Annotated in this window: 11 protein-coding genes; 6 read left to right on the top strand and 5 right to left on the bottom strand. The window is 72.4% G+C overall.

Annotation, left to right across the window (positions count from 1 at the left end; translation table 11 throughout):
- Positions 1 to 15: 15 nt before the first annotated feature.
- A complete protein-coding gene (gene serA / locus ACFY7C_RS24070) occupies positions 16 to 1,605 on the top strand; it encodes a phosphoglycerate dehydrogenase (protein ID WP_389654084.1) in 1,590 nt (529 codons plus the stop codon).
- A gap of 78 nt (positions 1,606 to 1,683) precedes the next feature.
- Positions 1,684 to 2,262: a TetR/AcrR family transcriptional regulator gene (locus ACFY7C_RS24075; RefSeq protein WP_389654086.1), complete on the top strand. Its 579-nt coding sequence runs from the start codon at positions 1,684 to 1,686 to the stop codon at positions 2,260 to 2,262.
- 1 nt (position 2,263) lies between these two features.
- On the opposite strand, the gene ACFY7C_RS24080 is transcribed toward ACFY7C_RS24075, so the two are convergent.
- Genes ACFY7C_RS24080 through ACFY7C_RS24090 form a run of 3 tightly spaced genes read right to left on the bottom strand, consistent with a single transcriptional unit; the run spans position 2,264 to position 6,111 of the window.
- Positions 2,264 to 3,448 (bottom strand): DUF1266 domain-containing protein, encoded by a 1,185-nt coding sequence (locus tag ACFY7C_RS24080; RefSeq protein ID WP_389654088.1) that lies wholly within the window; start codon positions 3,446 to 3,448, stop codon positions 2,264 to 2,266.
- Entirely contained in the window at positions 3,445 to 4,599 is a 1,155-nt protein-coding gene (locus tag ACFY7C_RS24085; protein WP_389654090.1) for a DUF1266 domain-containing protein, read from the bottom strand. Before ACFY7C_RS24085 ends, ACFY7C_RS24080 begins: the two co-directional genes overlap by 4 nt.
- 60 nt (positions 4,600 to 4,659) lie before the next feature.
- Positions 4,660 to 6,111 carry a PucR family transcriptional regulator gene (locus ACFY7C_RS24090; protein ID WP_389654092.1) on the bottom strand — a complete coding sequence of 484 codons (1,452 nt, stop codon included), beginning with the start codon at positions 6,109 to 6,111 and terminating at the stop codon, positions 4,660 to 4,662.
- 195 nt (positions 6,112 to 6,306) lie between these two features.
- Between ACFY7C_RS24090 and ACFY7C_RS24095 the strand changes: the two genes are divergently transcribed.
- Positions 6,307 to 7,233, top strand: a complete 927-nt coding sequence (locus ACFY7C_RS24095) for a proline dehydrogenase family protein (RefSeq protein WP_389654094.1) — start codon at positions 6,307 to 6,309, stop codon at positions 7,231 to 7,233.
- A 32-nt stretch (positions 7,234 to 7,265) separates the two neighbouring features.
- Positions 7,266 to 8,897, top strand: a complete 1,632-nt coding sequence (gene pruA, locus ACFY7C_RS24100) for an L-glutamate gamma-semialdehyde dehydrogenase (protein WP_389654096.1) — start codon at positions 7,266 to 7,268, stop codon at positions 8,895 to 8,897.
- 74 nt (positions 8,898 to 8,971) lie between these two features.
- Here the strand turns inward: pruA and ACFY7C_RS24105 are convergent, their stop codons facing one another.
- On the bottom strand, positions 8,972 to 9,880 hold the full coding sequence (locus tag ACFY7C_RS24105) for an alpha/beta fold hydrolase (RefSeq protein WP_389654098.1): 909 nt from the start codon (positions 9,878 to 9,880) through the stop codon (positions 8,972 to 8,974).
- A 314-nt stretch (positions 9,881 to 10,194) separates the two neighbouring features.
- Between ACFY7C_RS24105 and ACFY7C_RS24110 the strand changes: the two genes are divergently transcribed.
- Complete coding sequence (locus ACFY7C_RS24110; RefSeq protein WP_389654100.1) at positions 10,195 to 10,326, top strand: hypothetical protein; 132 nt, start codon at positions 10,195 to 10,197, stop codon at positions 10,324 to 10,326.
- 80 nt (positions 10,327 to 10,406) lie between these two features.
- Here the strand turns inward: ACFY7C_RS24110 and ACFY7C_RS24115 are convergent, their stop codons facing one another.
- Complete coding sequence (locus ACFY7C_RS24115) at positions 10,407 to 11,180, bottom strand: class I SAM-dependent methyltransferase (protein ID WP_389654102.1); 774 nt, start codon at positions 11,178 to 11,180, stop codon at positions 10,407 to 10,409.
- Positions 11,181 to 11,278: 98 nt separating this feature from the next.
- Here ACFY7C_RS24115 and ACFY7C_RS24120 point away from each other — a divergent pair, with 98 nt between their 5' ends.
- Entirely contained in the window at positions 11,279 to 12,328 is a 1,050-nt protein-coding gene (locus ACFY7C_RS24120) for a 3-isopropylmalate dehydrogenase (RefSeq protein WP_389654104.1), read from the top strand.
- Positions 12,329 to 12,464: the final 136 nt, after the last annotated feature.

A 12,464-nucleotide genomic window follows, 5' to 3' on the forward strand; every position in this document is an offset into this window, starting at 1 on the left:
AATGTGAGGACTCACGTGAGCTCGAAACCCGTCGTACTCATCGCTGAAGAGCTGTCGCCCGCCACCGTCGACGCGCTGGGGCCGGACTTCGAGATCCGGCACTGCAACGGCGCGGACCGCGCCGAGCTGCTCCCCGCGATCGCCGATGTCGACGCCATCCTGATCCGCTCCGCCACCAAGGTCGACGCGGAGGCCATCGCCGCCGCGAAGAAGCTCCGGGTCGTCGCCCGCGCCGGGGTCGGCCTCGACAACGTGGACGTCTCCGCCGCCACCAAGGCCGGCGTGATGGTCGTGAACGCCCCGACCTCCAACATCGTCACCGCCGCCGAGCTCGCCTGCGGTCTGCTCGTCGCCACCGCGCGCAACATCCCGCAGGCCAACACCGCGCTGAAGAACGGCGAGTGGAAGCGCTCGAAGTACACCGGCGTCGAGCTCAGCGAGAAGACCCTCGGCGTCGTCGGCCTCGGCCGGATCGGTGTCCTGGTCGCCCAGCGCATGTCCGCCTTCGGCATGAAGATCGTCGCGTACGACCCCTACGTGCAGCCGGCCCGCGCCGCCCAGATGGGGGTGAAGCTGCTGGCCCTGGACGAGCTCCTGGAGGTCGCCGACTTCATCACCGTCCACCTGCCCAAGACCCCGGAGACCCTCGGTCTCATCGGTGACGAGGCGCTGCACAAGGTGAAGCCCTCGGTCCGGATCGTCAACGCCGCGCGCGGCGGGATCGTGGACGAGGCGGCGCTGTACTCGGCGCTGAAGGAGGGCCGGGTCGCCGGCGCGGGCCTGGACGTGTACGCGAAGGAGCCCTGCACGGACTCCCCGCTGTTCGAGCTCGACCAGGTCGTCTGCACCCCGCACCTGGGCGCCTCCACGGACGAGGCCCAGGAGAAGGCCGGTATCGCGGTCGCCCGCTCGGTGCGCCTGGCGCTCGCCGGCGAGCTGGTCCCGGACGCGGTCAACGTCCAGGGCGGTGTCATCGCCGAGGACGTCAAGCCGGGTCTGCCGCTGGCCGAGAAGCTGGGCCGGATCTTCACCGCGCTCGCGGGCGAGGTCGCGGCCCGTCTCGACGTCGAGGTGTACGGCGAGATCACCCAGCACGACGTGAAGGTGCTGGAACTCTCCGCGCTCAAGGGCGTGTTCGAGGACGTGGTCGACGAGACCGTGTCATACGTGAACGCCCCGCTGTTCGCGCAGGAGCGCGGTGTCGAGGTCCGGCTGACCACGAGCTCGGAGTCGCCCGACCACCGCAACATGGTGACCGTGCGCGGCACGCTCGGCAGCGGCCAGGAGGTCTCCGTCTCCGGCACGCTGGCCGGCCCCAAGCACCTCCAGAAGATCGTCGCGGTCGGCGACTACGACGTGGACCTGGCGCTCGCCGACCACATGGTGGTGCTGCGCTACGAGGACCGTCCCGGCGTCGTCGGCACCGTCGGCCGGATCCTCGGCGAGGCGGGTCTCAACATCGCGGGCATGCAGGTCTCCCGCATGGAGGAGGGCGGCGAGGCGCTCGTCGTGCTCACCGTCGACGACACGGTCCCGGCGAACGTGCTGTCCGAGATCGCGGAGGAGATCGGCGCGAACTCGGTGCGCTCGGTCAACCTGATCTGACCCGGCAGCGCACTCCGTACCCGGTCTTCTAGACAACCGTCTTACACGGACGTCTAGCGGCCGGGTACAGTGCTGTCCATGGGACACAAGGAAGATCTGCTCGAAGGCGCCAAGCGCTGCCTCCTGGAGAAGGGCTACGCCCGCACCACCGCCCGTGACGTGGTGGCCGCCTCGGGCACCAACCTCGCCTCCATCGGCTACCACTACGGCTCCAAGGACGCCCTGCTCCAGCAGGCCTTCCTCGCCCTCACCGAGGAGTGGGGCGACCAGGCCGGAGCGGCGGGCGCGGAAGGCGCCACGGCGCTGCCGGCCGACCCGTACGAGCGCTTCCACGCCGTCTGGGAGCAGGTCGTCGCCGCCGCCGGCGCGAGCCGACCGGTCTGGAAGCTGCAGACCGAGGTCGTCACCCGCATCGACGACGACGAGAAGCTGCGCGAGGCCATCAAGGAGCCCCAGCGCGAGGGCCGCCTCGGCATGGCCCAGGGCTTCCTCGGCATCGACCCGGAGCGGGAGCCCGAGAAGGCCCGGGTGGCCGGGCTGCTCTGCCAGGCCCTCGCCACCGGCGTGATGATCCAGTGGCTGGTCGACCCCGAGACCGCGCCCAGCGCGGACGACCTCACCGAGGGCCTCAAGGTCCTGATGGAGACGCGCGACTGACTCAGCGCCAGGGGAGATTCCGCCAGGGGCTGCCCGCGTGCTCCGTCAGGGTGCGGTGGGCGGCCACGTTCTGCTCGTGGTAGCGGCCGTACTCCTCCCCGTCGAAACGCAGCACCCGCCCCAGCGCGTAGCCCGCCGAGTACTCCTCCCAGGAGCCGTACGCCGCCCTGGCCAGCGCCCCCGCGTGCACGATGGCCTGATCGGCCTCCGGGGGCGCGCAGAAGCGGGCCGACAGTCCCCAGCGGGCCACGTTCACCGCCCGGCCGTAGTCGTACGCGACCGTTCTGCGCACCCGCCCGTCCGGCGGCAGCAGCGCGTCGGCCCGGAACCGGGCCTCGTACCGCAGCACCCGGCGCACCAGCTCCTCGATGTGCCGCACCGCCGTCGGGTGGGCGCCGAGGTCCTGGGCGTGCCCCGCGGCCGTCTCGCGCCACTCGTCGGGCGACGGCAGCGCACCGCGCCGGGCGCACAGCTCCTCGCGGACCCGGAGCACGAAGTCCGGCTCGGCCGGGCTGTTGCGCCCGTCGAGCAGCGCGTCCAGCTCGCCCCGCCAGCCCGCCGGGTCGGTGACGCCCCAGGCGTCGCGCAGGGTCCCCAGCTCGTCGGTGTAGCCGAGGTAGGCCGTGCCGACCTCGTTCCACGGGACGCCGTTCACGAAGGCCAGATGGGCCCCGCAGGCCAGGCCGAAGGCGAGCGGGCCGTGCAGGGGCCCGTGCCGCAGCGCGATGAAACGGTTGTCCGCGCCCTGCTCCTTCTCGGCGTAGCAGCGCAGCCACCAGGCCCGGTGCTCGGGCGTCGCGGGCAGCAGCACCTCGCCGGGCATGCCGCCGTTGACCGCGAGCAGCACCCGCGGGTCGCGCCACGGGAACTCGGCGGCCCAGCGCAGGGTGACGCCGTGGAACACCCAGTCCGGATGCCACGGCGGCAGCATCCCCCGGGTGAGCAGCGGCCGGACCACGAGTCCGTTCCCCACCTGCTGCGGGCGCCACCAGACCGTGTCCGGATCGGCGTCGACCTCGGCCCGGGGCGCGCCGACGAAGAGCTGGGCCTCGGCGAGCGCCCGGATCTGGGCCTCGACGTCCCCGCGCAGCGCCGCCTCGTGCAGCCGCTGCTCGGTCTCGGACGGCGGGACCCAGGGGGCGGCCGGGTGCGGGGAGGAGGGAAGGGGCGGGGGATGCGGAGTCATGACCACGGGAGGTTCCGGTAGGGGCTGGACGGGTCCTGGACGAGGGTGCGGTGAATCGCCAGGGATTCCTGGTAGAGCGGCTCGGGGTCGCCCTCGTCGAAGTGGATCAGCCGCGCGAGCAGATAGCCGAGCGAGAACGCGGACCAGGAGTCGTACGCCCGCCGGGCGGGTTCGAGGACCCGCAGCACCGACCGCTCCGCCTCCTGCGGATCGCAGTACCGGGCGCCGAGGGCCAGCCGTACGACGTTCACGGCGCGGCCGTGGTCGAAGGCGGCGAGGGTGTCGACCCGGCCGTCCGGAGGGAGCAGGCCGTCGGCGCGGAACCGCTCCTCGTAGTGGATGATCCGGCGCACGAACTCCACCGCCTCGGCCGCGTCATCTCCGTAGGGGTCGTCCCGCTCGAAATTCACCGTGACCATCGAGGTCCACTGCATCTCGGAAGGCGGGTAGCCGAGGCGTGCGTCGAGACGGCGCCGCATCCCCAGGACGGCCTCGGGGAGACGGCCGACCAGCCGGGCGGCGAGCAGCGTGTCCAGCTTCTCCCGGAACCCCGCGCGGTGGTGGACCTGCCACGGCCGGCGCAGCCGGGCCACGTCGGTCGGATAGTCCTCGTACTGGGCGCCCAGCTGGTTCCACACCAGGCCGTTCAGCACGGCGAGGTGCGCGCCGAGCGCGAGGGCCTGCGCGAGCGGGCCGTGCAGGGGCCCGCCGGCATGGGTGAGCAGCCGCATCCGCAGCGGGTCGGCACCACCGGCCGGGGCGACGGGCCGCTGCCAGGCGCGGCGGTCCGCGGGCCGGGCGGGCAGCGTGGTCGCGTACGGGGTGCCGGGGTTGACCGCGAGCCACCAGCGGTCGTGCGGCCAGGCGGCGGCGAGCCGTGCGAGGGTGGTCTGCCGGAACACCCAGTCCGGGTGCCAGGGCGGCAGCATGCCCTCGGTCAGCACCGGGACGACGGTGCGCTGGGAGCCCTCGTCGCGCTGCGAGGGCAGGGGAGGGACGTAGCCGGGCGCGTCGGCGTGCAACCGTGCGATGAGCACATAGAGGCGGGTCCGCCCCAGCGCGTCCACCACGGCCGCCCGGTCCCCGCGCGCCCCGGCCTCGTACAGCACCTGCTCGACCCGCGTCGGCGGCGCCCAACTCCCCGTTGTCATGCGCCGATCCTATAAACCGGTGCCGCGGGGGCCGGGCGGCGGACCGCGGACGGCGCAGGGTCAGAGCCGCGCAGCCTTCAGCGCCATGTGCAGCAGCAGCCGGTCCTCGCCGGCGTCGAGGTCGAGGCCGGTGAGCTGTTCCACGCGGGAGAGACGGTAGTAGAGCGTCTGGCGGTGGATGCCGAGGGCGGTCGCCGTGCGGCCGGCCTGGCCCGCGTGGTCGAGGAACACCTCGGCGGTGCGGGCCAGTTCCGCGTGCGCCGGGGCGAGCAGGGTGCGGACCACCGGGTCGGGCTCGGCCACGGGGAGCGCGGTGAGCATCCGGTACGGGCCGATGGCGGCCCACTCCGCGAGCGGGCCCAGGTGCGGCTGCGCGGTCGCGGCGCGGGCGGCCGACGCGGCCTCGCGCCAGGACGCGTCGAGCTCGGCGAGCCCCCGCCGGGGCGGCGCGATCCCGGCGACGCCGGCCGGGTCCGCCGTACCGAGCAGCCGGCCGGCCGCGGTGGTGGCGGGGACCAGGTTGTCGGCCGACCGCAGCCGGACCAGCACGGCGAGCGCCCGGGACGCCCCGCCCTCGGGGGCGTACGGGGCGGGATCGCCACCCCCGACGTAGGGGCCGGGGGCGGGGGCCGCGGCCGTGCTGGGGGAGCGCCGGGCCGATGCCGCGCCGGATCCCGCGGCCGTACCCCGGTCGCCGCCGGCCGGGCCGGGGCCGGATCCCGTGGGGGAAGCCGCGGTGCTCGCTGCCGTACGTCGACCGGAGCCCGAGGCCATGCCGCCGGCCGCGCCGACGGCCGGGCCCGCGCCCTGCCCGCTGCCGGCCGCGCGCCGGCCGGACCCGGTCGCCATGCCGCCGGCCGCGCCGTACCCGGAGGCGGCCGGTGGGGCCCACGGGACCGTGCACAGGGCGGCCGCGCCCGGGACCGTACGGGGGGAGGGGGAGTCCTCGCTCGGCCAGGGGGCGAGGCAGACCAGCGCGTGCAGGCCGTCCGCGTCCGGGCCGAGGGCGGTGCGCAGGGCGGCGACGGCCATGTCGTACTGCCAGCCGCGTTCCGCCGTCAGGGTGGCCCGCAGTTCCCGGGAGAGGTCCGCCCCGGCCCGTTCCTCGTCGGCGAGCAGGTCGCCGATCCGGGCGGCGACCTCCATCGCGGCGGTCAGCCGCGCGTGCGAGGGGCCCGGCTCGGCGTCGAGCAGCCAGACATAGCCGAGGACCACCCCCCGGTGCCGTACCGGCAGACAGATCCGGTCCCGGAAGACGCCCGCGTCCGGGGCGGCGGGGATACGGACCGGGCCGGTCGCCCGGGTGATGCCGAAGCCCTCGAACCAGGCGCGGACGGCCGGGGTGGACTTCCTGGTCAGGATCGACCGGGTCCGCACCGGGTCCATGGCGCTGTCGTCCTCGCTGTCGTGCGCGCCGAAGGCGATCAGCCCGAAGTCCCGGTTCTCCAGGGTCGCGGGGGCGCCGAGCAGCGCCGAGATCTCGTCCACCAGCTCCTGGTAATCGCCCTTCACGGCGCCCATTCTCGCACCGCCCGCCCGCTTCTTCAGACAGATGTCTGAGAGCGGGGCCACGGATGCGTGACAGCTGTAGATGGCGGACGATCGGAGCGGTCCTTAGGTTTCACGGTGGTTCTTCGTGCTGTTCCCGATCCGTTGAGAATGATCGGGTACGGCACCTTTCGTCACCCTGCCCTCTGGAGGTGCCCCGTGCTGGGTCCCGTGATCCTCGCCGCGTCGCGCAGCGACAAGATGCGCCGTTTCGTGTCGGCCGCCCCCGGGACCAAGCAGGTCGTGGCACGCTTCATCGCCGGCGAGACGGTGGACGACGTCGTCCCGATCGTGCAGGACCTGGCCGCCCGCGGCCTGGAGGTCACCCTCGACGTGGTCGGTGAGGACATCACCACCGTGGAGCAGTCCTACGCCGCCCGCGACGCGTACCTGGAGCTGATCGGCCGCCTGAAGGAGCTGGGCCTCGGCGCCCGCGCCGAGATGTCGGTCAAGCTGTCGATGTTCGGCCAGTCGCTGGAGAACGGGCACGAGCTGGCCCTCGCGAACGTCCGCCCGGTCGTCGCGGCCGCCGCCGAGATCGGCACCACGGTCACCCTCGACGCCGAGGACCACACCACCCTCGACTCGATGTTCGCCATCCACGAGGAGCTGCGGAAGGACTTCCCGCAGACCGGCTGCGTCATCCAGGCGTACCTCTTCCGCACCGAGGAGGACGCCCGCCGCCTCGCCGCGAACGGCTCCCGCGTGCGGATCGTGAAGGGCGCCTACAAGGAGCCCGCCTCCGTCGCGATCCAGGACAAGGCCGAGATCGACAAGGCGTACGTCCGGATCATGAAGATCCTGATGGACGGCGAGGGATACCCGATGATCGGGTCCCACGACCCGCGCCTCATCTCGATCGGGCAGGAGCTCGCCCGCCGCGCCGGGCGCAAACTGGACGAGTACGAGTTCCAGATGCTGTACGGCATCCGCAGCGAGGAGCAGAACCGTCTCGCCGCCGAGGGACACCGGATGCGGGTCTACACCGCGTACGGCACCGACTGGTACGGCTACTTCATGCGCCGCCTGGCGGAGAAGCCGGCCAACCTCCTCTTCTTCGTCCGCTCCATCCTCACCAAGGGCTGAGCCCCCACCCCTCAAAAGGAGTTCCGAGACTTATGGACGCTGTGACCCAGGTCCCCACTCCCGTCAACGAGCCGGTGAACGGCTACGCCCCCGGCTCCCCCGAGCGTGCCCGGCTGGAGGCCAAGCTCAAGGAGCTGGCTGACAACCCGCGCGAGCTGCCGATGACCATCGGCGGCGTCAAGCGGATGGGTGGCGGCGACGAGTTCAAGGTCGTCCAGCCGCACAACCACAAGGCCGTCATCGGCACCTTCCGGGGCGCCACCCAGCAGGACGCCCAGGACGCCATCGACGCCGCCCTGGCCGCCGCCCCGGCCTGGCGCGCGATGTCCTTCGACGACCGCGCCGCGATCATCCTGCGCGCCGCCGAGCTGCTGGCCGGCCCGTGGCGCGAGACGCTGGCCGCCTCCACCATGCTCGGCCAGTCGAAGACCGCCCAGCAGGCCGAGATCGACACCCCGTGCGAGCTCGTCGACTTCTGGCGCTTCAACGTGGCCTACGCCCGCCAGATCCTGGCCGAGCAGCCGCCGGCGAACTCGCCCGGCGTGTGGAACCGCCTCGACCACCGCCCGCTCGAGGGCTTCGTCTACGCGATCACGCCGTTCAACTTCACGGCCATCGCGGGCAACCTGCCCACCGCCCCCGCCCTCATGGGCAACGTGGTGGTCTGGAAGCCGTCCCCGACCCAGACCCACTCCGCCGTGCTCCTCATGGAGCTCCTGGAGGAGGCCGGCCTGCCGAAGGGCGTCATCAACCTGGTGACCGGCGACGGCATCGCCGTCTCCGAGGTGGCCCTGAACCACCGCGACCTCGCCGGCATCCACTTCACCGGCTCGACCAAGACCTTCCAGCACCTGTGGAAGACGGTCGGCAACAACATCGAGAAGTACCGCTCCTACCCGCGGATCGTCGGCGAGACCGGCGGCAAGGACTTCGTCGTCGCCCACCCGAGCGCCGACCGCGCCGTCCTGAAGACCGCGCTGACCCGCGGCTCCTTCGAGTTCCAGGGCCAGAAGTGCTCCGCGTCCTCGCGTGCGTACATCCCGGCCTCCATCTGGAACGACGGCTTCAAGGAGGAGTTCGCGACCGAGGTCGACGGCATCCGCATGGGTGACGTCACCGACCTGTCGAACTTCATCGGCGCCGTCATCGACGAGCGCGCCTTCGCCAAGAACAAGGCCGCGATCGACCGCGCGAAGGCCGACGAGACCTGCACGATCGTCGCCGGCGGCACGTACGACGACTCCGAGGGCTGGTTCGTCCGCCCGACCGTCATCGAGTGCACCGACCCGGAGAACGAGGTCTTCACGACCGAGTACTTCGGCCCGATCCTCGCGGTGCACGTCTACGACGACGAGAAGTACGACGAGATGCTGACCCAGATGGAGTCGGTCTCGGACTACGCCCTCACCGGCTCGGTCATCGCGGGCGACCGCGCGGCCGCCGCGTACACCATGGAGAAGCTCCGCTTCGCGGCCGGCAACTTCTACATCAACGACAAGTCGACCGGCGCCGTCGTCGGCCAGCAGCCCTTCGGCGGCGGCCGCGCCTCGGGCACCAACGACAAGGCCGGCGCCCCGCAGAACCTGATGCGCTGGACGCTGACCCGCGCCATCAAGGAGACGCTGGTCCCGCCGACCGACTACGGCTACCCCCACATGGGCTGACCCCCACCGCCGCCTGAGCGGCCGCTGATCACCGCCCCCCTCCTCGGTCCCCCAACTGAGGACGGGGGCGGTTCTCATGCGCGCTGCCCCGCGCGGCCCGCCACCCGCCGGGTCAGGAAGTCGTCGATCAGTGAGGCGATCGCCGGGGCGTGGGTCTCCAGGGCGAAGTGGCCGGTGGGGAGGAGGTGGAGCTCGGCGTCGGGGAGGTCGCGGCGGAAGGCCTCGGCGCCGGACGGGGGGAAGATCTCGTCGCCCTCGCCCCAGACGGCGAGGAGCGGGACCCGGGTGGTGCGGAAGTACTCCTGGAAGGCGGGGTAGAGGGCGAAGTTGGAGCCGTAGTCGGCGATCAGGTCCAGCTGGACGGCGTCCTGGCCGTCGCGGGCCATCAGGGCCGCGTCGTGGTGCCAGGCGTCGGGGCTGAGGAGGTCGCGGTGGGCGGCGGGGACGCCCGTCTCGTACTGCCACCGGATTCCGTCGAGGGAGCGGATGGCGCGGACCGGGGCCTCGGTCTCGGGGGTGCGTTCGGCGATCAGGGCGAGGACGGGGGCCCAGGCGTCGGCGCCGAGGCCCTCCTCGTAGGCGTTGCCGTTCTGGGTGACGATCGCGGTGACGCGCTCGGGGTGGGCGAGGGCGAGGCGCAGGCCGATGGGGGCGCCGTAGTCCTGGACGTAGAGCGCGAACCGGTCGAGGCCGAGGGCCTCGGTGAAGTCGGAGGTGAGGGAGGCCAGTTCGGCGAAGGTGTAGTCGAAGGCGTCGGCGGAGGGCGCGGCGCTGCGGCCGAAGCCCAGGTGGTCGGGGGCGATCAGCCGATAGCGGTGGGCGAGTCGCGGGATCAGGTCGCGGAACATGTGCGAGCTGGTGGGGAAGCCGTGCAGCAGGAGCAGCACGGGGGCGTCGGCGGGGCCCGCCTCCCGGTAGAAGATCTCGTGGCCGCGGACGGTGACGGTGCGGTGGTGGACCGGGAGGACCGGGAGGACGGGCATCGTTTCTAACCCCTCATGTGCAGATGACTGGTTGACTGCGAGCAGAGTCAAGCGCGCCCGTCACTAACCTGTCAAGAGTGAGTCAAGGGTTAGGGAGGCGTGTCGTGGGGTGGGCCATCTCAGATAGTAGGAAGTCCGAGTAATTGTGGAGACAGATCCGGCCGGCTGCCCTAGCTTTGTAGAAGCCGAACGTCCCGCTCCATCGAGCGCAGGGCGGTCGAGAGCGCGACGCCCCGAGCAGGCAACCCCTGCGGCGGCGCTCCCCGCCCCTTCCGGCGCCTTCGATCACGCTGATCTCAAGGAGTCGATCCCTCATGGCCGCTCAGACCGCCGTCCGCGTCCGCCACTCCTCCACCCGCCCCAGCGACGACGCCCGCAAGAACGCCGCCGCCGCCCTCCAGCGCGCCCTCGACCGCCGTGACAACGGCGGCGCCACCGGCCACTGAGGACCGCGAGGCAGGCCTGCGAGGCGTACGAGATCCAGGCCGAGCCTCCCCGCGTCGCCCCGCGGTGGCCCCCGCACCGGTCACCGCGCGGCAGCGGCCGCGGGCTTCCTCGCCTCGATCAGGGTGCGCGCCGAGTGCGCCACGAACGGCCCCCGCTCGCGGATGCGCGCGTCCAGCTCGCGCAGGCGCGGCAGGTGCCCCTCCACCGTGAAGCCCGGCACGATCCAGATCACCTTGCGCAGGAACCACACCACGGCGCCGATGTCGCGGAACTCCATCCGCAGCCGCTCCGCCCGCAGGTCGACCACGTCGAGGCCGGCCGCCCGCGCCGCCGCGGCCTCGTCGTCCGGATGGCGCAGCCGGGCCGCCTCGGGCTGGGGACCCAGGAAGTACTCGACCAGCTCCCACACGCTGGCCGGACCCACGTGCTGTGCCAGATAGGTGCCCCCGGGCCGCAGCACCCGCGCGATCTCGTCCCACCACACGGTCGCCGGATGCCGGCTGGTGACCAGGTCGAAGGCCGCGTCGCCGAACGGCAGCGGCGGCTCGTCCGGGTCGGCCACCACCACGACCCCGCGCGGGTGCAGCAGCTCGGTGGCGCGGGCGACGTTCGGCGGCCAGGACTCGGTGGCCGCCGCCGTCGGCGGCAGCACCGGCACCCCGGCGAGCACCTCGCCGCCCCCGGTCTGCACGTCCAGCGAGGACCGGACGCCGGCCAGACGCTCGCCGATGAGCCGCTGATAGCCCCAGGACGGCCGCAGTTCGGTCGCCCGTCCGTCCAGCCAGGAGAAGTCCCAGCCGTCCACGGGTGCCTGCGACGCCTCCGCCACGAGTTCCTCGAAAGTGCGCGTCATGACCGCATTATCGACGGCGCGCCTTCCCGCGTTCAGGAGGATCGTCCGCATCCTGGACATGACGTGTCAGACGATGGGACGAAGAGTAGGGTGCCGACATGTCTCACAGCATCAATCTCGCAGTCATCCCCGGCGACGGCATCGGCCAGGAGGTCGTGGCCCAGGGCCTCAAGGTCCTTTCGGCCGTCCTTCCCGAGGATGTGAAGCTGGAGACGAAGGAGTACGACTTCGGCGCCAAGCGCTACCACGCGACCGGTGAGACCCTCACCGACGCCGACCTCGACGCCCTCAAGGGGCACGACGCGATCCTGCTCGGCGCGATCGGCGACCCGTCGGTCCCGTCCGGCGTCCTGGAGCGGGGCTTCCTGCTGAAGCTGCGCTTCGCCTTCGACCACCACGTCAACCTGCGCCCCTCGAAGCTGCTCCCCGGCGTCGCGACCCCGCTCGCCGGCCAGCCCGAGATCGACTTCGTCGTCGTCCGCGAGGGCACCGAGGGCCCGTACACCGGCAACGGCGGCACCATCCGCAAGGGCACCGAGCACGAGGTCGCCACCGAGGTCTCCGTCAACACCGCCTTCGGTGTCGAGCGCGTGGTCCGGGACGCCTTCGCCCGCGCCCAGGCCCGCCCCCGCAAGAAGCTGACGCTGGTCCACAAGAACAACGTCCTGACCTTCGCGGGCCACCTGTGGACGAACATCTTCAACAAGGTCGCGGCCGAGTTCCCCGAGGTCACCACCGACTATCTGCACGTCGACGCGGCGACGATCTTCCTCGTCACCGACCCCGCCCGCTTCGACGTCATCGTCACCGACAACCTCTTCGGCGACATCATCACCGACCTCGCCGCGGCCGTCTCCGGCGGCATCGGCGTCGCCGCCTCGGGCAACATCAACCCGAGCGGCGCGTTCCCGTCCATGTTCGAGCCGGTCCACGGTTCCGCGCCGGACATCGCGGGCCAGGGCAAGGCCGACCCGACGGCCACCGTGCTGTCCGTCGCCCTGCTCCTGCGCCACCTCGGCTACGAGGCCGAGGCCGCCCGGATCGAGGCGGCCGTCGCGGCCGACCTCGCCGAGCGGGGCGACGCGAAGAACGCCTCCCGCACGACGGACGAGATCGGCGACGCGCTCGCGGTACGAGTAGCGAGCTGACCCGCCGCTGAATTCCACCCAGCCGCCGGGTCGCACACAGCACCCGGCGGCTGTACCTATGCGGTCGCAGGGTGCCACCATCGAATCCTGGACCGCGCACACCGTTTCGTGCACCGGTCCCCACGGGCGATAATCG

It is taken from the genome of Streptomyces sp. NPDC012769 (genome assembly GCF_042901205.1).
Classification (GTDB): Bacteria; Actinomycetota; Actinomycetes; order Streptomycetales; family Streptomycetaceae; genus Streptomyces.